This is a genomic window from Nocardia sp. CNY236, from assembly GCF_000482385.1.
Taxonomy (GTDB): domain Bacteria; phylum Actinomycetota; class Actinomycetes; order Mycobacteriales; family Mycobacteriaceae; genus Nocardia.
Genome location: NZ_AXVD01000016.1, coordinates 77,585 through 98,755 on the forward strand (window position 1 = coordinate 77,585; position 21,171 = coordinate 98,755).

The 21,171-nt window shown below is 66.1% G+C and carries 19 protein-coding genes; 8 read left to right on the top strand and 11 right to left on the bottom strand.

Annotated elements, in window-relative coordinates:
- Positions 1-21 precede the first annotated feature (21 nt).
- From K940_RS0111455 to K940_RS0111465, 3 genes are all read right to left on the bottom strand, one after another.
- Positions 22-957 (bottom strand): 4-(cytidine 5'-diphospho)-2-C-methyl-D-erythritol kinase, encoded by a 936-nt coding sequence (locus tag K940_RS0111455; protein ID WP_028477668.1) that lies wholly within the window; start codon positions 955-957, stop codon positions 22-24.
- Positions 958-1,080: 123 nt separating this feature from the next.
- Positions 1,081-1,968 (bottom strand): Abi-alpha family protein, encoded by an 888-nt coding sequence (locus K940_RS0111460; protein WP_028477669.1) that lies wholly within the window; start codon positions 1,966-1,968, stop codon positions 1,081-1,083.
- Positions 1,959-3,281 (bottom strand): hypothetical protein, encoded by a 1,323-nt coding sequence (locus tag K940_RS0111465; RefSeq protein ID WP_081706308.1) that lies wholly within the window; start codon positions 3,279-3,281, stop codon positions 1,959-1,961. The genes K940_RS0111460 and K940_RS0111465 overlap by 10 nt, the downstream gene beginning before the upstream one ends.
- 209 nt (positions 3,282-3,490) lie before the next feature.
- On the opposite strand from K940_RS0111465, the gene K940_RS33550 reads away from it, so the two are divergent.
- Both K940_RS33550 and K940_RS27875 read left to right on the top strand, forming a co-directional pair.
- Entirely contained in the window at positions 3,491-4,366 is an 876-nt protein-coding gene (locus tag K940_RS33550) for an Abi-alpha family protein (RefSeq protein ID WP_231390335.1), read from the top strand.
- 490 nt (positions 4,367-4,856) lie between these two features.
- Positions 4,857-5,384: a nuclear transport factor 2 family protein gene (locus K940_RS27875; RefSeq protein ID WP_231390341.1), complete on the top strand. Its 528-nt coding sequence runs from the start codon at positions 4,857-4,859 to the stop codon at positions 5,382-5,384.
- Positions 5,385-5,401: 17 nt separating this feature from the next.
- On the opposite strand, the gene K940_RS0111480 is transcribed toward K940_RS27875, so the two are convergent.
- Positions 5,402-7,054 (bottom strand): peptide chain release factor 3, encoded by a 1,653-nt coding sequence (locus K940_RS0111480; RefSeq protein WP_051407110.1) that lies wholly within the window; start codon positions 7,052-7,054, stop codon positions 5,402-5,404.
- Between the two features lie 293 nt (positions 7,055-7,347).
- On the opposite strand from K940_RS0111480, the gene K940_RS0111485 reads away from it, so the two are divergent.
- Both K940_RS0111485 and pth read left to right on the top strand, forming a co-directional pair.
- A complete protein-coding gene (locus K940_RS0111485) occupies positions 7,348-7,929 on the top strand; it encodes a 50S ribosomal protein L25/general stress protein Ctc (RefSeq protein ID WP_028477673.1) in 582 nt (193 codons plus the stop codon).
- A 30-nt stretch (positions 7,930-7,959) separates the two neighbouring features.
- On the top strand, positions 7,960-8,553 hold the full coding sequence (pth, locus tag K940_RS0111490; protein WP_051407111.1) for an aminoacyl-tRNA hydrolase: 594 nt from the start codon (positions 7,960-7,962) through the stop codon (positions 8,551-8,553).
- 81 nt (positions 8,554-8,634) lie between these two features.
- On the opposite strand, the gene K940_RS27880 is transcribed toward pth, so the two are convergent.
- Both K940_RS27880 and K940_RS0111500 read right to left on the bottom strand, forming a co-directional pair.
- Positions 8,635-10,326 (bottom strand): fatty acyl-AMP ligase, encoded by a 1,692-nt coding sequence (locus K940_RS27880; protein ID WP_051407095.1) that lies wholly within the window; start codon positions 10,324-10,326, stop codon positions 8,635-8,637.
- A 207-nt stretch (positions 10,327-10,533) separates the two neighbouring features.
- On the bottom strand, positions 10,534-11,724 hold the full coding sequence (locus K940_RS0111500) for an aminotransferase class V-fold PLP-dependent enzyme (RefSeq protein WP_028477675.1): 1,191 nt from the start codon (positions 11,722-11,724) through the stop codon (positions 10,534-10,536).
- Positions 11,725-11,937: 213 nt separating this feature from the next.
- Here K940_RS0111500 and egtA point away from each other — a divergent pair, with 213 nt between their 5' ends.
- From egtA to egtD, 4 genes are all read left to right on the top strand, one after another.
- Positions 11,938-13,272 carry an ergothioneine biosynthesis glutamate--cysteine ligase EgtA gene (gene egtA, locus K940_RS0111505; protein WP_028477676.1) on the top strand — a complete coding sequence of 445 codons (1,335 nt, stop codon included), beginning with the start codon at positions 11,938-11,940 and terminating at the stop codon, positions 13,270-13,272.
- A 172-nt stretch (positions 13,273-13,444) separates the two neighbouring features.
- A complete protein-coding gene (gene egtB / locus K940_RS0111515; RefSeq protein ID WP_231390336.1) occupies positions 13,445-14,791 on the top strand; it encodes an ergothioneine biosynthesis protein EgtB in 1,347 nt (448 codons plus the stop codon).
- Positions 14,792-14,911: 120 nt separating this feature from the next.
- Positions 14,912-15,721 carry an ergothioneine biosynthesis protein EgtC gene (gene egtC, locus K940_RS0111520; RefSeq protein WP_028477678.1) on the top strand — a complete coding sequence of 270 codons (810 nt, stop codon included), beginning with the start codon at positions 14,912-14,914 and terminating at the stop codon, positions 15,719-15,721.
- A 17-nt stretch (positions 15,722-15,738) separates the two neighbouring features.
- Positions 15,739-16,710: an L-histidine N(alpha)-methyltransferase gene (gene egtD / locus K940_RS0111525; protein WP_028477679.1), complete on the top strand. Its 972-nt coding sequence runs from the start codon at positions 15,739-15,741 to the stop codon at positions 16,708-16,710.
- Positions 16,711-16,735: 25 nt separating this feature from the next.
- Here the strand turns inward: egtD and K940_RS0111530 are convergent, their stop codons facing one another.
- From K940_RS0111530 to glmU, 5 genes are all read right to left on the bottom strand, one after another.
- On the bottom strand, positions 16,736-17,380 hold the full coding sequence (locus K940_RS0111530; RefSeq protein WP_028477680.1) for a DUF2461 domain-containing protein: 645 nt from the start codon (positions 17,378-17,380) through the stop codon (positions 16,736-16,738).
- A 170-nt stretch (positions 17,381-17,550) separates the two neighbouring features.
- Positions 17,551-18,255, bottom strand: a complete 705-nt coding sequence (locus tag K940_RS30735; RefSeq protein WP_028477681.1) for a DUF4190 domain-containing protein — start codon at positions 18,253-18,255, stop codon at positions 17,551-17,553.
- Positions 18,256-18,356: 101 nt separating this feature from the next.
- A complete protein-coding gene (locus K940_RS0111540) occupies positions 18,357-18,617 on the bottom strand; it encodes a hypothetical protein (protein WP_028477682.1) in 261 nt (86 codons plus the stop codon).
- Between the two features lie 60 nt (positions 18,618-18,677).
- Positions 18,678-19,658, bottom strand: coding sequence for a ribose-phosphate diphosphokinase (locus tag K940_RS0111545; protein WP_028477683.1), 981 nt, complete (start codon positions 19,656-19,658; stop codon positions 18,678-18,680).
- Positions 19,655-21,145: a bifunctional UDP-N-acetylglucosamine diphosphorylase/glucosamine-1-phosphate N-acetyltransferase GlmU gene (gene glmU / locus K940_RS0111550; protein WP_028477684.1), complete on the bottom strand. Its 1,491-nt coding sequence runs from the start codon at positions 21,143-21,145 to the stop codon at positions 19,655-19,657. Before glmU ends, K940_RS0111545 begins: the two co-directional genes overlap by 4 nt.
- Positions 21,146-21,171 lie beyond the last annotated feature (26 nt).

Consider the following 21,171-nt stretch of genomic DNA (forward strand, 5'->3'; position numbering starts at 1 on the left):
GATCGCCGCGACCCGGTCGGGTCAGCGTCGGCTGGGTGAGCTGTCGTTCACGATGCGGGCGCCCGGCACCGGGCCTGTGGCGGTTCGTACACTGCGGCACACGCCCGCACCGGCGAGTTCGGCCGCCACCGAAATCGCGGATTCCTCGCCCTCACACAGGAACGCGCAGGTGGGACCCGATCCCGAAATCAGTCCGGCCAGGGCGCCGGCAGCCACCCCCGCGCGTAGGGCGCGGCGTAGTTCCGGTTTCAGTGACAACGCGGCCGCCTGGAGGTCGTTGCCGAGGAGCGGCGCCAGTTGGCGCGGATCGCCCGAGGCGAGCGCATGCATCAGCTGCTGCGGTTCGCCGAGTCGAGGCGGTTCACCGTGCTCGCGAAGCCGATCGAGCTCGGCGAAGACGGCCGGAGTGGGTAAGCCGCCCTTGGCGAAGGCGAGCACCCAGTGAAACGTGCTGCGTGACAGCACCGGAAGCAAGTGCTCCCCGCGACCCGTGCCCAGTGCCGTGCCGCCATGCAGGGCGAATGGCGCATCGCTGCCGAGTTCGGCGGCCACCGCCGCGAGTTCGTCCTTGGACAGACCCAGATCCCATAGCTCGTTCAGTCCGATGAGCGCTGCGGCGGCGTCCGCGCTGCCGCCGGCCATGCCGCCGGCCACCGGAATGCCTTTGGCAATGGCGATTTCCACCAGCGGCGCGCGACCACCGAGATGTGCCAACCGCACGGCGGCTTTCCACACCAGGTTCGTGCGGTCGGTCGGTACATCGGACGCGCCTTCACCGGTGACTCGCACCGAGAGCGACGCCGAGGGTGTGATCTCGAGATCGTCGCACAACGACAACGCCTGGAATACGGTGGTCAGCTCGTGATAGCCGTCGGCCCGCCGGTCGCCGACTCCGAGATGGAGGTTCACCTTGGACGGCGCACGCACGGTGACGGGACTCGGCACTACGGACAACACGATGCTCAAGCCTATCCGCTGCACAATGCGACCGCTCGGCTCATTGCCGCAGCCGCCCACGACGCGGGCGGGGGTGGGCACGATTCCGAAACGGCGAGCCGGACCGAATTCGGGTAGCCGGACCTAGTGTCCGGAGGCCTGGTCGTCTCCCACCACTACCGGCAAGCAGGTGCGCACGAAGTCCGCGCCGAAATCGGTGAGGACTACGCTGCGGTAGATCACCTTGGTGCCGAATCCGGATCGTTTCAGCGCCTGCCGCGCCGGCGCCTGCGCCTCCAGCAGTTGGTAGCGGTTCGGGTTGTCGACCGACTCCCGGGTGTGCTCGACCAAGCCGAGTCGACGCAGGTTGGTCAAATACTGCTGAATCCGGTTGGGAAAGCGCAGGCCGGCCTGCTCGCCGAGCACAGTGAGCATGGTGACGACGCGGCGTTCGGCGCCGAACCCACGCGAGCGTCCAGTGCGAATATCGATCGACGGTTGCGGTCCATCCAGGTGTAGCAAGCGCAAGACACGCGCCTCGTCCGGAGTCAATTCGGCCAGGATGCTGGCAAAGGCCGGGTGGTTGTCCTCCTCGCTGCGCGCGCTCGCCGATAGCCGCAGGAGCGCGGCACCCTGTTCGCGCAGCGTCGGTACGCGCTCGGGCGCAGGTGGTTGTCCGACGGATGGCAGTCCGAGCGCCGAGCGCACCGCGGTGCGTACCTCGGCTTCCGCCTCGGCGAACACTTCACTCGGAGGTGCTCCTTCGACGCTGCGTCGCACGACGGTCGCGGTCACTCCGGCCGCGGTCCCCAACCCCCAGGAGGTCAGTTCGGAAACAGCGGTCCACGCTACTCGCGCGACCCCGGTCGCGGCACGCACGGCGACGCCGGGAGACGCGACCCGCTGCAGGAATTCGTCGGTTCGGACGATGTCCGAAACCGGTCGTCGGGCGAGTGCGCGTGACGGCTCGGCGCTCGCCGCCGCGCGCTCGACGGTCGAGATCTCACCGTCGCTCGGATCCGCTATAGCCATGATGTCGCCACTCCTGTCCCGAAGATCAGAATATGAGCGTATCCGGCAAACAGTCCCAAGACGCCGCCATGCACGAAAAGAAGCCATTCGTCCTGCTTGATGGCCGCGCGCAGCATGTCGACGAAGTCCGGCGGCGACAGCGTGGCCATCTGCCGGGCGATGTATTCGTTGATCTGCCTGCCCTGGCGGACATTGAACTCGGGATCGGCGAACGCGATCGGAGCGATGGCCATTGCCTCGGTGGTGAGTGTCGTTTGCAGCGAGTCGTATTCGCGGCTGCCGAGCACGAACTTGACCGCGGGGCGCGCCGGCCCCAGTGCGCGGTCGGCGGCGGGGCGCAGAGTCTCCTCGAGCATCTGCATCGTGCGGTCCGAGCGAGGGCCGGTGAGCAACTCGTCGCCGATGTTCGCCACGGTGATGACTTGGCTGGAGACCAATTCGGCGTAGCCGTCGGAGATTTCGGACTTCCGCTTGATCAGCAAGCCTTGTCGCCATGGGCACCACCATTTCGGATAGGCCGGGGCGTAGATCATGGTGATGCCGATCCAGTTGACCACCCACCCGATGACCACGCCGCCGATCGGCAGCACGAGCAGGGTGGGCCACCCGGTCACGTGCAGCACGGCAACCAGGACGGCGCCCATGGGCGCGCCGAAATAGAACCCGAAGTTCTGCATGAAACGCAGTTCCTTCGCACCGAGTACCTGGAACAGCGTGTTGAGTAGGTGCGGCCTGGCTTGAAAATATCGGATGACCATCTGTTTCACATCGAGCAACTGATCGATGTTGGCGCCCAGTTCTTCGGTGAGTCCGCGCAGGATGTCGGGTAACTGTTGGCGCACCCTCGCGTGCACCATGTCTCGTACCTGACTGGGCAGGTTGTACCACAGCTGTGGGTGCTCACGCCGCAGAATGTCCTCGACGATGTCCCTGATCTGGGTATCGGCGATTCCCGCCAGATGTTCGGCCAGCTTGTCCGGTTCGAGCTCGCGGTAGAAGTCGGCGACGCTGCCCAGTTTGGCCAGACCCTTGTCGACCGCGATGCTGGCCATCTTGTCCGCACGCGACGGGACGATGCCTTGCCAGCCGATGCGGCCGTCGTAGCTCAGCAATGGCAGTACTTGAATTCGTTTGGGAAGGAATGGATACAGCGCGTGTAAACCAGGAAGACGAAAGCCATGGAATGCGACCGGGCGAAACAGCATCAACACGCCGGTCCAGTTGGTGATGTAGCCGATGACCCCGGTGAAAAGGGGTATGGTCAAGAGTTCGAGCAGGATCGTCGGATGGATTCCGAATACGCTCTCCAACACGACACCCTCCTGCCGATACACCGGTGATCGCCGCCTCACCGGCACCCAAAACTAGCATCCGCTCGGCGACGAATGCTCATTGCGCGCCGCGGGCAGGTCGTACGGCTCGACATCGGGTGCTGCGAATGCCCGTCGGGACAAAGGGAAGTAACCTGTGGAGCGGATTCGTTGACCCGGCGATACCATCACCTCGCGACAGCGGAGAGAATGTGGCAGACGACAGGACCGGACAGGACGTGGCCCGCCCCGGCTCCCATTCCGTCGAACGCAGTTCGGATGTCGAACAACGGCAGATCAGCAATGAAGCCAGGCTGATCCGCGGCGTATTCCGAGCGGCCGGATTGGCGGCGGGGACCGTTGTACGCGGCAGTCAGTGGGCGGTGGGCACCACCGTCGAAGTCACTCGGGAGATCACCCAGGCCGCGCTGGAAGGCGACTCCTCGGCCGAAATCGCCGAGCGGACCGGAAACGCCTTGCGGTCCATTGCCCGCAGCGCGCTCGGCGTGACCGAGGGTTCGGTGCGGGAAATCGTCAGCTACGTACCAGCGTCCAATGGCGCCGGGCCGCAGCCACCCGCGATCGGGCCGTACCTGCACTCGGCCACCACCGAGGAGCTGCGTCGTCGCGGCGACGCGCTGTTGGCCAGGTCGGCCGATGTCTACTTCACCGAGGACGTGCACCCGGCCTACGACCGCATTCTCGATGAACTGGCCCCGGACGAGGCCCGCATGCTGCGCTTCATGGCTCTCAACGGTCCGCAGCCATTGGTGGACGTGCGTACCAATCGCCCGCTCGGTATCGGTTCGGAATTGGTACAAGGAGACCTCACGTCGGTGCCCGAGCAGGCGGGCGTGCGGTATCCGGACCGGGCGCGGTCCTACCTGATCAATCTCAACCGGCTCGGCTTGACTCTGACGTCCGACGATCCGGTGGTTTTGAGCCGATACATGGTGCTCGAGGTACAGCCCGTTGTGGAGGCGGCATTGAGGCGAGCGGGCCGGGTACCGAAAATCGTCCGCAAGAGCCTCCGACTGACCGAGTTCGGTGAAGATTTCTGTCGTACCTGTTTCACTATCGGCGGTTGATGCGACAGCGTCGATTACCGGCGTCTGGGCGTATTTGTGTACTTTTCGCTCGAGGTTGTCGGTCGGGCGGGTGCCGTCTTCGTTCCGTCTTGCCGATAGCAATCTGATACAACACTCCCAATTCTGGACTCGGGGTGGAATTGTTGAGGGTATGGATCAGGTAACCGGCGGGCAGGGGCGCGGCGACCCCGGTGTGGGCGTCGCCGGGCAATTACGTGATGATCGGGGCGTAGGTCCCGGCGGACAGGACCGCGCCGATCCGGGATCACCCCACGGCCGACATGAGCGCGGCGGGACCGGGGTCGATCCCGAGGTCATGCGGCAGGCCCAGGACAGCGATCCGGGCGGACGAGACCCCGGCGAAGAGAATTCGAGCGGGGGCGATCAACGGGCGGACGCGTGGCTGCGGTTCGATGCAGGTCCGATCGACTTCGGACAGGTACGCAGCGATCCGAGAGCGGCGCGCGGACATGTGCGCGGGGAACGCGATCTGGACGACCTGTCGGCTATCAGTCGACTGAAATACCGCTATCTGCGGGCCCTCGACACCAAGTCGTGGGATGAATTCGCTGACACCATGGTCCCCGAGGCGACGGCGACCTACAGTGAATATCTCCAGTTCGAATCACGTGAGGCGTTCATCGCGTTCATGCGCAACACCCTCGGTCCGCATGTGATCACCGAGCACCGGTGTGACCATCCGGAGATCGACGTCGACGGAGACGCCGCCCGTGGCACCTGGTATCTCGCCGACACCGTACTCATTCCCGGGCACAACATGCTGCTGCGCGGCGCCGCTTTCTACTCCGACAGCTATGTCCGCTGCGACGACGGCTACTGGCGGATCGCACACACTGGTTACGAGCGCACCTACGAGGTCGTACTTTCCCTCAGCGACCTGCCAAGCCTTCGTCTGACGTCCAGCCGGTGGGGTTTGATCGCCCGCGAGGACGGCGTCGCCTCGGTCGAACGCGACCCCGGGTCCGCGTCGCTGCGGCCGGAGTCCGAGGCTGGTTGATCGATCGGGCGGCTCGATCAGTCGGCGGTGGCCACCAACGGCTCCAGGGTGAGCGCCGGATGCTCCTTCTCGATATATTGCAACCGCCATTTGTCGCTGAACAGTGCGAGCAACGCACCGTCGGAACGAGTGAATACCTCCACGCCGCGCTGACGGTGGAGTTCGTCCGAGGAGGCGGCGTCGGTTCGGCGCGCCAGACTGTAGCCGATGCGCTCCATCGTGGTCTCCACATTGAACTCCGTGAGCATGCGCGCGGTGACCACTTCGAATTGCATGGGGCCGACAGCCGCGAGAACAGGGGAGGCATCGCCGCGGACGTCGTTGCGTAGTACTTGCACGACGCCCTCGGAATCGAGTTGGTCGACAGCCTTGCGGAACTGTTTGTACTTGCCCGCGCTCTGGGCGCGCAACACGGCGAAATGCTCCGGCGCGAAGGAGGGAATCGGCGGAAACTCCACTTTCTTGTCCACGAACAGCGTGTGGCCCGGCGCCAGAGCGCTGGCGTTGACCAGGCCCACCACGTCGCCCGGGTAGGCAGTGTCGACGGTTGTGCGCTCGCGCCCGAACACCGTCAGCGCGTATTTGGTAGCGAAGGGCCGCCCGGTCTGCGCATGGGTGACCACCATGCCGCGCTCGAATTCGCCGGAGACGATGCGCATGAACGCGAGCCGGTCGCGATGGGCGGCGTCCATTCCGGCCTGCACCTTGAAAACCACGGCGCTGAACGGCTCGTCGGTGTCACGTGGCGCGCCCGTGACGTCGCGGCGGGGACCGGGTGCCGGGGCGAGTGCGACCAATGTCTCCAACAATTGGCGCACGCCGAAGTTCAGCATCGCGGAGGCGAAGATCACCGGTGAGGTCTGCCCGGCCAAGAACAGTTCTTGATCATGATCTTGTCCCGTCGCCGCGAGGAGTTCGGATTCTTCCGCGGCGGCGAGCCACGGTTCACCCTCTCGTGCACGCGCGGTGTCCGGATCGACCGATTCCTCCGGAGCGATGGTGGCGCCCCCTGCGGTACGGGTGAAATGGACGTACTCCAGCGGCTTCCCCTCGGGGCCGCGGCGCAGCAGGCCGCGAAAATCACCGGCAATGCCGACGGGGAGGAACAGTGGAGTGGGGGTGAGGCCGATGCGCTCGTCGATCTCGTCGAGCAACTCCAGCGGAGCCTGTCCGGGTCGGTCCCACTTGTTGATCACCGTGATCACCGGAATGCCGCGATGGCGGCAGACCTGAAACAGCTTCAACGTCTGCGGCTCCAGGCCCTTGGCCGCATCGATCAGCATGACCGCGGCGTCGACGGCGGTGAGTACCCGATAGGTGTCTTCGGAGAAATCCGAATGGCCGGGGGTGTCGACCAGGTTGATCACATTGTCGATCTCGGAGCCTGCGGCGCGGTAGGTGAACTGCAGCGCGGTCGAGCTCACCGAAATGCCGCGCGCCTTCTCCATCTCCATCCAGTCCGAGACGGTCGATTTCCGGCCGGACTTGCCATGAATCGCGCCGGCCTCGGAGATCATTCGGGCGTGCAGTGCCAGCGCCTCGGTGAGCGTGGACTTGCCGGCGTCGGGATGGGAGATCACCGCGAACGTGCGCCGTCGGGCGACCTCCGCGAGCAACCCAGGGGGCGCGGGTGCGACGTCACCCTCACAGAAGGCGCTCAACGCAAACAACCTTTCACAGACGATCCAGCGGCGGCCCCGCCAGCGTACGCGACGCACCTCGGACGCGGGGACGGTGGCGAGGACCAGTCGATTCATTGGGTGTACGCCCGTTGCGGTATGGTAGTTGGGTTGTCTCGGCGAGGGTGACCGCAGACTTGCGACACCGTGATCGACGCGGCCCGGCTCTTGGCCGTCCACGTTCGGCATGCGCCCCGACGAGCAGACCCGCCGATCAGGTGTGACGCAACCCTGACGAGTACCAGCCGATAGCCAGGATTAGAGCCGTAGGAGTAGATCCAGTCATGTCCGACGCCAGTGTTCTCGAAGCCTCCGTACGCACCGAGTTCGGCAAGGGCGCTGCCCGCCGTACGCGGCGCGCTGGCAATGTTCCGGCCGTGCTGTACGGCCACCAGGCCGCTCCGCAGCATCTGTCGGTCAACGCGCGCGCATTCGCCGCGATCCTTCGTGAGCACGGCACCAACGCACTGCTCGAACTCGACATCGATGGCAAGAAGCAGCTCGCACTGACCAAGTCTGTGGCGGTGCACCCGATTCGGCGTCACATCGAGCACGCCGACCTGCTGATCGTCCAGCGTGGTGAGAAGGTCGCCGCCGATGTTGCGGTCACGATCGTGGGCGACGCCGCCGCGGGGACGTTGGTCACCCAAGAAGCCGTCACCGTCACCATCGAGGCCGATGCGCTGCACCTGCCGGAGGCCATCGAGGTCTCGGTTGCGGGTGTCGAGCCGGGCACTCAGATCACGGCCGGCGCGCTGACCTTGCCGCCCGGCGTCGGCTTGGTCGCCGATCCGGACACGCTGATCGTCAATGTCCTCGCCGCGCCGGCTGCTCAGAGCTCGGTCGAGGGCGAGAGCGCCGAATAAGCGCCAGAGCCGACGCACATCGAAACTGTGGTGAACTCACGCGCTCACCCCACGGACCCCGGCCCCGCGCTCGTCGTCGGTCTGGGCAATGTGGGCGCCCAATACGAGCGCACCCGGCACAATGTCGGTTTTCTGGTCGCCGACGTACTCGCGCAGCGCGTCGGCGCCCGTTTCGGTGTGCACAAGAAGTCCGGAGCCGACGTGGTCCAGGCCCGGCTGGACGACCGGCCAGTGCTGATCGCCAAGCCGCGGTCGTTCATGAACGTCTCCGGTCGACCCGTGGCGGCGCTGGCACGGTTTTTCTCCGTGCCGCCGACCGAGGTGATCGTGGTGCACGACGAACTCGATCTGCCCTTCGGCGCGATCCGGCTCAAGCGCGGCGGCGGTGAGGGCGGCCACAATGGATTACGCTCCGTCTCCAGCGCCTTGACCACCAAGGAGTACCTCCGCGCCAGGATCGGTATCGGTCGCCCGCCTGGCCGACAGGACCCCGCCGACTACGTGTTGAAACCATTCTCGTCGCCGGAGCGGAAAGAGATTCCGCTCATCGTCGACCAGGCCGCCGACGCGGTGGAGTTGTTGCTTCGGGTCGGTCTGGCGGGTGCGCAGAACCAACTCCACTGACCGGCAGCTTCGGAACCGACCCCACCGAAGCCAGGAAATGGGGACTGAGCCGGGCCGTACCAGGAGGAATCCGGCTCGAACTCACCCGGTTGCCCAGCGGCGTTCGACCGCGGCGGTGGGTCGGCAATGCGTCAGGTGCATCGCGGTCGCAGCGCGTCGCAGCTTGCCCGAGGAGGTCTTCGGCAATGCGCCGGGGCCGAGAACCGCAACCGTGCGCGGGCGAACGCCCACCTCGGTGAACACTCTGTGCACGATCTCGCGCTCGAGTCGGGTGACTTCGTCGGGGTTCTGGTGGCCACCGCTTTCCACCACGACGGCGAAACTCTCCCGGTGTTGGCCAGCATCCAGGCGCACCGCCACCGCATTGCCGGGTCGGACACCGTCCACCCGGGTGGCAGCCCGTTCGACATCGGTGGGATAGATATTTCGACCGCCCATGATGATCACGTCCTTGGCCCGGCCGCAGATCACGATCAGGCCTTCGTCGGTGAAGTAGCCGATGTCCCCGGTATCGAGCCAGCCGTCGGCGTCGCAGGCGGGGCGGAACCCATCCACTGTCACATAGCCGGATGTGACGGCGGGACCTCGTAATTCGATCGTTCCCACCGACCGCGCCGGAAGCGGGCGGCGCTCGCCGTCGACGATCCGGCCTTCCAGATGCTCGACCAGGTGACCCAGCGTGGGCAGCCGGCGCGTGCTGGCCGGCCGAGTCTGTTCTCGCGCCACCGGCACGGCCTTGCCGAGTGCATCGAGCAGTTCGGCGTCGATCACGTCGTACACGGGTCCCTGCCCAGGACCGGGGATCGCAACCGCCAACGTGGTCTCGGCCATGCCGTAGACCGGGGTGAGCGCGTGCGGGTCGAGCCCGAATCGCTGTCCGGCCGCGGCCAGTGTGTCCATGGTGTCCGGATCGACCGGTTCTGCGCCGTTCCACATGTAGCGCACTGCGCTGAGATCGAACGCGTCGTCTTCGGCTTGTCGTAGTCGCCTGGCCAGCAATGCATACGCGAAGTTGGGCGCGGCGGTGACGGTTCCACGGTATTTGTCGATCAACTGTGCCCACACCAGCGGCCGGGTCAAGAAGTCCAATGGCGTCACGCACACGACTTCGGCGCCGAATTGCATGGGAACACTGAGGAATCCGATCATGCCCATGTCATGGAACAGAGGCAGCCAGCTGACCATCACATCGTCGTCGAGTTGGAACTTCACCCGGTCGAACATGGCGCAGGCGTTGACGAAGAAGTTCGCGTGCGTGATCTGCACTGCTTTCGGAGCCCCCGTCGAACCAGACGTCAACTGCTGCAGCGCGATGTCGTCCTCGGCGGTGACGATCGGGTCGATACCGCGGCCGTAGGGCAGCCGATCGATGCGCACCACGGCGATGCCACGTTCACGCAACAGCGGCTCCGCCGCCTCGAACGGGGCGCCGAGCACGACTGCGTGCGCGTCGATCATGGTCAGTACGGTCTGGGTGTCGCGTGCCCACCTGACGAGATCGGTGCGCGGGGTCGGCTGATGCAGCATGGTGATCGACGCGCCCCGCATCCAGATGGCCTGGCACGCGGGCGCGATATCCACCGGCATACCAGCGAGTACCCCGATCGAGTCGCCGTGTCCGATACCCGCCTCGGCCAGTCCGCCCGCCATGCGCCGGGCGAGTCGGTGTATGTCGCCCCAGGTGCGACGTAGCGGAGCGTCCGGTTCACCGGTCACCAGCCCACGCTCCGAGGTGTGCGCTGTGGCGTACATCGTGACGGTGAACCTGCTCAACGTCCAACTCCTCAACACCCACGGCAGAAGGGGACAGCGTCTTACCACAAGTATCCCGAGGTCGCGGTGTGATGTTAACCTCGGCACCGGTTCGGCAGTGCCGCAAGACAATTGGGTGCCGAGTCTGTCTCGACCGATTCATCGGGGTTGCGTGTTGCGCGGACGGTGCGAGCTCCTCGGCGTCCGGCGCTCGGTGGGCGTCCGGGGTCAGTGCGACAGCCCCGCCACCGCGGTGACGAATCGATCGAGGTCCTCGAAGCTCACGAAGCAGTGTGGCGAGGCGCGCACCACGGCCGCGAGACCGCGGCCGGTCATGTCCAGCAGCGTCGAGCGGGCGTGGCTGACCGTGACCGTGATGTCGTGTTTCAGCAACCGGTCGCGCACATCGACGGCGTCGATGCCCTCGACGGTGAACGACACGATACCGCTGCGCAGCACGCCGAGGTCGCGGACTGTCACGCCCGGGATCTCCGGCAATGCTCGGCGCAGGTATTCGGCCCGAGCCGCGATCGCGGCGTAGACATTGTCCGGCCCGAGATCGAGCAGGTAGCGCACCGCAGCGCCCAAACCGAGCCGCCCCGCGATGTCGGACTCCCAGAATTCGAAACGTCTGGCGTCGGGGGCGAGCCGGTAGTCCCAGGGCCCGGTCCATTCCGCGCTGTGCAGGTCCAGCCGCGCAGGTTCCATGGATCGCGCGAGGTCGGCCCGCAGATACAGGAATCCGGTGCCCCGGGGGCCGCGGAGCCACTTGCGGCCGGTGGCCGACAGCGCGTCGACGCCGAGTTCGACCACGTTCACCGGGAGCTGGCCGGCGGACTGGCAGGCGTCGAGCAGTACCAACGCACCCACCCCGTGCGCGATTCGGGTCGCCTCGGCGACGGGATTCACCAAGCCGCCATTGGTCGGCACGTGCAACACCGACACCAGCTTGACCCGCTCGTCGACCTGTGCGGCGAATGCGTCGAGGTCGATCTGGCCGTTGTTGTCGCTGGGGATCTTTTCCACGGTCGCGCCGGTGGCACGTGCACGCTGGAGCGCAGCGACGGCATTGCTCGCGTAGTCCGCCTCCGAGATGAGGATACGGTCGCCGGGGGTCAAAGGGACCGCATAGAAGAAGTCCGACCATGAACGGCTGGCGCTGTCGCTCAGCGCGATGGTGCTCGGGTCGGTGCCGATCAGCGTGCCGATGGCTGTCTTGACGTCGGCGAGATCGTCGAGTCGTTCATTCGCCGCTCGATAGCCACCGACCTCGGCTTCTCGGCGAAGATGCGCGATGACAGTGTCGGTGACCACCCGTGGTGGCAGCGACGACCCGGCGCTGTCGAGGAAGACCGGACCGGGTTCGGAATCGGTCCTGCATCCGGGTGTGTCGGATCGTACGCGGAGGTCATCGAGCATGCAGCTGACCTTATCGGGTCGATTGATCGACTCCATACCGGTTTTCTGTCGGTGCGGGTGGCTACGCTCAAGAGATCAGCGCGGTTCGAAGATCAGCGCGTCCGGGCCACCGTGGCGGGCAGCGATAGCCGAAGAGCAGCAGTGATAGTCGAAGAGCAGCAGTGTTGGTCGAAGAGCAGTGGACAACATATCGGATGCCCAGTGGAGGTTGGCATGGCGGTCACGCTCGAGAGTCCTGGGTCGGCCGATCATACCGTCGAGCAGGGAGAACTGGCCTCCCGCGCGGCGGCGGAAGCCTATGTCGGCGGAGTGTGCTTCAAGCTCGGACCTCCAACCTTGATCGGCGCCGAACTCGAGTGGCTCACCGTGCAGGAACGGTCTTCGGCGTCGAACTTTGCGGCTGCCTCACGCCCGCACGTCTCCGCCCTGGCGGATGCTCTCGGCCCCCACGCCCCACGGACCATCGCTGCTGATTCGCCGGCATTCCCCTTGCCGGGAGGAAGTCGGGTCACGCTGGAACCCGGCGGTCAGATCGAATTGTCCAGCGCTCCCTGCCCCACTGTCGACCAGTTGTGCGACCGGCTGCGCGACGACGCTCACCAGTTGCAGAATCTTCTCCAATCCCGCTCCATTCGAACTGTTTCCGTTGCCGCGGACGCCGAGCGCAGTCCCGAGCGCATCCTGCAGTTGCCTCGGTATCGTGCCATGGAGCGCTCCTTCGGCGGTATCGGGCCGTTCGGCAAGCTGATGATGTGCAATACCGCATCGACGCAGGTCAGCGTTGATGCGGGTACCGATGCCGCAGATGTGACCGCGCGCTGGACCGCGCTGTATGCCATCGGTCCCGCCTTGGTCGCTGCCTTCGCCTGTTCCCCCGCCCTGCGGGGCGCGCCGCCTGGAGCATGGGCCTCGCAGCGTATGCGAGCGTGGCTGCGGGTGGACACGGCGCGAACCCGTCCTCCGGTGCCGGAGTGGACCGACCCCATGGCCGCATACAGCAGATGGGCGCTGGACGTCCCGCTGCTGTGCGTCCGCAGGCCAGACGAGGCCGAGTCCACCGATCCCAAGGGGGGATGGGCCGCTCCGCCCGGCGCTACCTTCGCAGACTGGCTGTCCGGCGCGCTGGACGACGAAGTGGGGCGCCGCCCCGATACCAGCGATCTGGACTATCACCTCACCACGTTGTTTCCTCCGGTGCGCGCCTCGGGCCATTTGGAGGTCCGCTACCTCGACGCTCAGCCGGGCGAGTCGTGGGCAGTCCCGGTGCACGTGATCGACGCCCTCATGTCCGGCCCGGCAGTGGTGGCAGAGGCGACCTCGCTGGCCGCGCCGCTCGCCGGTCGTTGGGTGGACGCCGCCCGCCACGGATTGGCAAACCCCGATATTCGCGCCGCGGCAGTCGCGTTGCTGTGCCTTGCGGGCGCGCACGCGACGAGCGAATCGGCCGCTCGCGCGATCGAGGCCGCTGCTGAACGATGTCGCCGTGGGCGCACCCCGACCGACACCGAAACCGCCGCCGGTGCGCGCCCCCCGGCGGCGGGCCCGTGACACGGTGCGCATCGGCATCGCCGCGCGTGCGACGCATCACCTCGCCAGCAGAGACCGCATCGCTGTCGTCCGCATCGTGTGACGTGTCGTCCGCATCGTGTGACGTGTTGTCCGCACCGTATGACACTGCAGTGAGCAGCCCGAATCCCCACGAACCAGGGAGATGTTTCCCGTGACCGTATCGCCCCCCGGGTCGATCGACCATTCCGATGTGGCACAACTGCGAGAACGGATCGCTGGTGTGCTCACTCGGGCACGCCAGCGCACGCTCGCCCTCACCGACTGTGTCGAGGATGCCGAGTTGGTGGCTCAGCACTCACGATTGATGAGTCCGCTGGTCTGGGATCTTGCGCATATCGGCAACCAGGAGGAACTCTGGCTTGTCCGCGAGGTCGGCGGCCGGGAATCGGTGCGTGCCGACATCGACGGACTCTACGATGCCTTCAAGCATGCCCGAGCGAATCGCCCCGGGTTGCCATTGCTGGACCCGACCCAGGCGCGCCGCTACATCGGTACCGTGCGGGACATGGTGTGGGATGTGCTGGAGCGCAGCACGTTACAGGGCACCCGGCTTGTCGACCGCGGTTTTGCGTTCGGCATGATCGCCCAGCACGAACAGCAACACGACGAGACCATGCTGGCCACCCACCAATTGCGTGCCGGCGCTGCCGTGCTGTCCGCGCCGGCCGCCCCTACGGCCTCGGTCGCCGTCACCGGGGATGTCGTCGTCCCGGCCGGGGAATTCACCATGGGTACCTCGACCGACGCCTGGGCCTTGGACAATGAAGGCCCTGCGCATCAGGTGTGGTTGCCGGGCTTCGCCATCGATGCCGCGCCGGTGACCAACGCGCAGTACGTCGCGTTCATCGATGATGGCGGATACCAGCGCCCGGAACTCTGGTCTGCTCGAGGTTGGGCACACCGTATCGAGGCCGAGCTGGTCGCGCCGCAGTTCTGGGAACGTGATTCGTCGGGAAGCTGGTGTCGGCGAGTGTTCGGGGTGACGACGCCGCTACGTCCGCGTCAGCCGGTCGTGCATGTGTGTTGGTTCGAGGCCGAAGCCTATGCGAATTGGGCGGGCAAACGGCTGCCCACCGAGGCCGAATGGGAGAAGGCGGCCAGGTTCGATCCGGCGACCGGCGCCGTACGTCGATTCCCGTGGGGTGATACGGAGCCCGGGGCCTCCACCGCCAACCTGGGGCAGCGTCATCTGGAGCCCGCAGAGGTCGGCGCATACCCGGCTGGAGCATCGGCCATCGGCGCACACCAGATGATCGGCGATGTCTGGGAGTGGACCGCCTCGAGCTTCGATGCCTACCCGGGTTTCCACGCCTTCCCCTATCGGGAGTATTCAGAGGTGTTCTTCGGTGGCGACTACCGAGTCTTGCGTGGCGGCTCTTTCGGCACCGATCCGGTCGCTTGCCGCGGGACGTTTCGCAATTGGGACCACCCCATCCGACGCCAGATCTTCTCTGGATTTCGCTTGGCGCGGGGACTTCGACCGGGGGAGGGCGAGTGACCTGCACACAGCGTGCTCCGCGCCGATCGAGGGGACCGGAGGGCACACAGATCCATTCGAGATGCGTGGCGCGGGTGCGAGTGGGCGCTGGTGTTTCTGGGGCGCCGCCGGCGGGCGCCGATGTGTAGGCATCTCGCCTACGTCGGCCCGTCGGTGCGTGTGGGGGAGATGCTCACCCTCGGGTCGCATTCGTTGCGCACCCAGGCGTGGGTCCCGCGCGACATGCGCCATGGTGGCACCATCAACGCCGACGGTTTCGGCGTCGCGTGGTGGGTCGCGGCTCCGGACGAGTCGGTCACCGTCAGCCGATATCGCAATGCTGCGCCGATCTGGACCGATCCCGCCGTCGAGGAGGTGCTCCCGCAGCTGGAATCCACCGCAGTGCTGGGCGCGGTGCGGTCGGCGACTGTCGGCATGCCGGTGGAACGCTCGGCGTGCGCGCCGTTCGTCCGTGACCGTTGGGCTTTCAGCCACAACGGCGTCGTCCCCGACTGGCGTCGCACGCTGACCTCTGTGGCCGCGGAGTTCGCGCTCACCGCGGCCGAGCTCGGCGCCGAGGAGCTGTTCGCGCCGGCGCGGCTGCTGGAGGTGGAGTCCGCCACCGACGCGGCAATGCTGTGGGTGCTCCTGTGTGATCTGCTGGCGACGGGATCACCGGACGGCGAATGGTCGGCGGCTGCGGCTGCGGTGCGGCTGCTCGTTGCCGCGATTCTCGATCGAACACCGGACGCTCGGCTCAATCTCTTGCTCTCCGACGGGACGCAAGTGTGGGCCACGACATGCCATCACTCGCTATCGGCGCTGGTCACCGACACCTTCGCCATAGTCTCCTCCGAACCGCTCGACGACGACCCACGCTGGCAGGCGATCGGTGATCGCAGCGTGGTAGCAGCCCGACCCGGCGCGTTGTCCGTGGACGCTCTCTTCTGATGTGAAAGGCCTGCGACATGACCGCTGCGACACTGGACATCCACATGACCGACGACGACCTGACCAGGGCGCTGCGCGTCGACGCGCGTCGGGGGTTGTCGGCCAGTCCGAAGTGGCTACCACCCAAGTGGTTCTATGACGCTCGGGGCAGCGCGCTGTTCGAACAGATCACCGAGCTGCCCGAGTACTACCCGACCCGCACCGAGCGTGCGTTGCTGCAGCGGGTGGTCGGCGACATCGCCCGCGTGGCTCAGGCCGAGGTGCTGGTCGAGCTCGGTGCGGGTTCGGCGGTGAAGACCAGATTGCTGCTCACCGCATTGAGTGCGCATGCGCCGCTGCGCGCATATGTACCGCAGGATGTTTCGTCATCGGCGCTGCGTGCTGCGGCGGATGCGGTCGCGGCCGAGTTCCCTGGGCTCGCCGTGCACGGCGTGGTCAGCGATTTCACCGACACGCTGGAGACCCTGCCCCATGATGGCCGCAGGATGATCGCCTTTCTCGGCAGCACCCTCGGCAACCTGATCCCCGAGGAACGGGCCGGATTCCTGGCGAGGATCCACCACGTGCTCGCGCCCGGCGAGTTTCTGCTGCTCGGTGTGGGGCTGATCATCGAGCCGACGATCCTCGTTCCCGCGTACGACGACGCTGCGGGGATCACGGCCGAATTCAATCGTAATGTGCTGCACGTGTTGAATTCCCGACTTCGTGCCGACTTCGTGCCGGAGAAGTTCCGACATGTCGCTGTGTGGGATTCGGCGAACGGGTGGATCGAGATGCGGTTGGAAGCGACCGAGGATATGACCGTCACGGTCGCCGACCTGGACCTTACGGTAGGTTTCGGTCGCGGTGAGCAGATACGCACCGAGGTCTCGGCGAAATTTCGAGTAGCGGGCCTCGATGCCGAGCTCGCCCACGCGGGTTTCGCCACCAGGCGAGTCTGGACCGATTCCGACGATCGTTTCGCGCTGATCCTCGCCGAGCGACGCTGATTGCACTACGGGTGGTGGCGGGTCGTCATGCCGGCTCGCCACCAACCGCCGCAGTCAGCCACTCGATCAGCGGCCGCATCGACTGCCATGCGCCGCGCACTTCCTTCGCAGCTTGCGGCGTTTCCAGCCAGGCGGGTGCGCCGAATTGTTTGCCGCAGGTCAGTGATTTGTGCCGCAACAGATCGATGCGCGGATGGTCGGCGGCATATCCCTTGGGTTTGGTTTTCAGCTTCTCCCCGCCGACCGTGAACCCTTCGCTGGTGAGCTTGCCGAGCATCGGCGTGAGTTCGACGCCCCGGGTGTCGTCGTCGATCGCGGCGCGCAGCGACGCCAGCTGGGCGGGAGTACCCATGTAGAACCCGCCACCGACGTGCAACCCCGCCGCGCTGATCTCGACATACCAGCCCACCCCCGGCGCTGCGCCGGCCACCGCTCCCTGGCCGGTTTTGTACGGTGACTTGTCTTTGGCGAATCGCACGTCGCGATAGGGGCGAAAGATCTTGACCGGGCCGAAGTCGGTCTCCAGTTCGGCGGCGAGCGCCTTCATCGGGGCCAGCACCGACTCGTCGTAGACAGTTTTGTGTGCCGTCCAGAACGTCTTCGAGTTGTCGGCCTCGAGATCTTCGTAGAAGTCCAGTCCGGCCAGCGGGAAGCCGGTGAATCCAGTCATGCTCGTGCTCCCAGTGGTCTCGTATGGCTGTCGGGTGTGTTCCAGGTGAAGGCGAGGTGTCGGCCTCGGCGCGCAGTCCGGAATATCGTTGGATCCCCGGCTTGCCGGTTGAGCTCGTCGCAGTCGGCGCAGAGAAACGAGAACACGAAACGCATGCTCGTGTCGCGAGCTCAGCCACCCAAGATGTCGGAGTACATCCAGAGTCCGAGCACCGTTCCGACCACCGTACCGACACCTGCTGCGATCGCGGCCCATTTGCCGAGTGGCTCGCCTTTGGTATGTCCGACGACGCCGAGGACGATTCCGGCAGTACCGATCACAATCGGGCAGAACAGCAGCGCAGTCGCAGCGCAGACGAATCCGACGATCGAGTACACCTTGCCCGACTGCTGCGGAGGGGGATACGGGTGGTATCCCGGGCCCGGGTAGTTCGGGTATCCGGGTGACGGATAGCCATGCTGCGAGTGTGGTCCGGGTGGTGGAAAGTTGCCCTGCGCCTGTGGTTCGGATGGCGGATAGCCCCAATAACCCCCCGCCGGGTAGGGCTGCGGCTGTGCGTCCGGGAGATACGGCTGCTGTGGACCCGGTGGCGGCGGCACGACCGGTGGGTAGGCAGCGGGACCGAGCGACTGCTCGTGCGGGTAGCCGGTCGACTGCCACTGCTCGACTGGGGACGTGGGTGGGGGAGCGAACGGGGTGCTGGGCGGCTGCACGGAGCTATCGGCGCTGCCGTCGAGCGTCGGCACCGAGGCATCGGCGGCAGGTGGAGGTGTGCGCTGGCCGGCGTGGGAATCCTCGGGATGCTTCGACAACGACAGCGGATCGGGTTCGCGCTGTGCGTCGTCTGTGGGTTCGGGATACCTCGGCATGTTCATTGCGCCCTCCTAGCCGTGCTGGTGCCGGTCACGGCACGCGCCGGCCGGGGAACGTCACTCGATCCCCGTGGTGACAGCACGACGGTTCGGCTGGCAGGCCTTCACAGGTCTGCCTCGTCGACGATCTCGATCGCAGCAACTTCTGCGGGCCGGTCGTCCGCCTCGTCCTCCTCGATCCGGCCGTTGTCCTGAGTCCACTCCTGGTCGAGTTCGTCGCCGATACCGAGCCTGCCGTCATCGTCGTTCTCGTGGTAGCGGATGCGCAGGTCCTCCGGAGGATCCACGATGTTGCGCTGGTACTCGCGGATCTCGTCGGCCTGAGCGTCATCACCCATCTCGGTTTCTACACGATCACGCGCCATAACCCCAGTATCGCGCCTGACCGGATGCAACTGCCAGCCCCGGTCTGCGCCGGGCGTCAGCTATGCGTTGCCGTTGAAAAGACCTGTGACGGAGCCGTTTTCGAACACCTCACGGATCGTGCGCGCCAGCAGCGGCGCGATGGACAGCACGGTCAATTGCGGGAACTTCTTGCTCTCGCTGATCGGCAGGGTATTCGTCACCACCACCTCTTTGGCGCCGCAGGTGGTGAGGCGCTCGGCGGCGGGTGGGCTCAACACACCATGTGTCGCGGCGATCACCACGTCACCGGCGCCGGCTTCCTCGAGCATCTTCACCGCCCCCGCGATGGTGCCACCGGTGTCGATCATGTCGTCGATCAAGATGCAGGTGCGACCCTCGACTTCGCCGACGACCCGGTTGGATTTCACCTGGTTGGGCACCAGCGGGTCACGTGTCTTGTGGATGAACGCCAGCGGTGAGCCGCCGAGCGAGTCGGCCCACTTCTCGGCGACCCGTACGCGACCGGAATCCGGAGACACGACAGTGATGTGTTCGAGGCTGTAGTTGGTGCGGATGTAGTCCGCCAACTGCAACTGGGCGTGCATGTGGTCGACCGGGCCGTCGAAGAAGCCCTGAATCTGGTCGGTGTGCAAGTCCACGGTGATGATCCGGTCCGCGCCCGCGGTCTTCAACAGATCGGCGACCAGCCGGGCGGAGATCGGCTCGCGGCCGCGGTGCTTCTTGTCCTGCCGGGCGTACGGGTAGAACGGCAATACCGCGGTGATCCGCTTGGCGGAGCCACGCTTGAGCGCATCGATCATGATGAGCTGTTCCATCAGCCATTCGTTCAATGGCGCAGGAAAGCTCTGCAGGACGAAGGCGTCGGACCCGCGGACCGACTCCTCGAATCGGACGAAGATCTCGCCGTTGGCGAAGTCTCGCGCAACCTGGGGTGTGACATCGACGTCGAGTTCCTTGGCGACCTGTTCGGCCAGCTCAGGATGAGCGCGTCCCGAGAAGAGCATCAGGTTCTTCTGGTTGTCGATCCATGACGCGGTCACTGCTGTTTGCCATCCTTTTGCTCTATTGTCTGACCCGACATCTCGCCGGCCGCTGTGGCCTCGGCCGCCGCGCGCGCCGCGTCCGTTCCCGGACGGTGATGCTGCACCCAGCCCTCTATGTTCTTCTGCGGTCCGCCCGAGACTGCCAGAGCCCCGGGCGGAACGCTCCTGCGCAGTACAGTACCCGCGGCCGTATAGGCGCCGTCACCCACGGTCACCGGTGCGACGAACATGGTGTCGCTGCCGGTACGCACATGTGAGCCGACCACCGTGTGGTGTTTGCTCACGCCGTCGTAGTTGACGAAGACACTGGACGCGCCGATGTTGCTGTGCTCGCCGATCGTCGCATCCCCGACGTAGGTGAGATGCGGCACTTTCGAGTGCGCGCCGATAGAGGCGTTCTTGGTCTCCACGAATGCGCCCAGCTTGCCTCGGGTGCCGACGACCGTGCCGGGGCGTAGATAGCTGAACGGGCCGACCGTCGCCGACGGCCCGATCGTCGCGCCGTCGCCATGAGTGCGCACCACCCGCGCCCCTTCACCTACGACGACGTCGGTGAGGGTGCTGTCCGGGCCGATCTCGGCGTCCTCTCCGATCACGGTGTTGCCGAGCAACTGCACACCGGGACGCAGCACCGCGTCCCGACCGATCCGCACGCCGGCGTCTACCCAGGTGGAGGCGGGGTCGATGATGGTGACGCCCGCGCGCATGTGCCGTTCCAAGATGTAACGGTTGAGCCTGCTCGTCGCGGAGGCGAGCTGAACGCGGTCGTTGACGCCGGTGACTTTGGCCGCGTCGACCAATCGGGCGCCGTGTACGGGGTGGTCGGCTTCCCGGGCGAGGCGCACGACGTCGGTCAGATAGAGCTCGTGCTGTGCATTCGCGGTGGACAACTGGCCGATCATGGTGCGCAGGACGCGGGTGTCGAACGCGTACACGCCGGAGTTCACCTCGGTGATCGCAGTCTGCTCCGGGGTGGCGTCGGCATGTTCGACGATTTCGGTGACCTGTCCGTCCTCGTCGCGGATGATGCGCCCGTATCCGTTCGGATCCTCGGGTACGAAGGTCAACACGGTGACTGCCGGGCGTTCGGCGTAGCTGCGGTGCTCGTCGAGCAGCGCAGCCAAGGTGTGTCCGTCCAGCAGTGGGACGTCGCCGGATGTGACCAGGACGTCGCCGGTGAAGTCCGGCGGCAGCGCTTCGAGCGCGCACTGCACGGCATGCCCGGTGCCGAGTTGACGCTCCTGCACGGCCGGGGTGATCTCCCGGCCCAGCTCGTCGGCCACCGCGGACACCGCCGAGCCGACTTGTTCGCGATCGTGCCCTACCACGGTGACGAGGTGGGCGGGGTCGATCTCGTTCGCCGCATGCAGCGCGTGTGCGAGCATGCTTCGACCGGCTAGCGAATGCAGCACCTTGGGGGTTTTCGACCGCATTCGCGTCCCGGGACCGGCTGCGAGAACGACGACGGCGGTCTGCTGTGGCATGGATCTCCCTCGGCTGCCTGTCATCG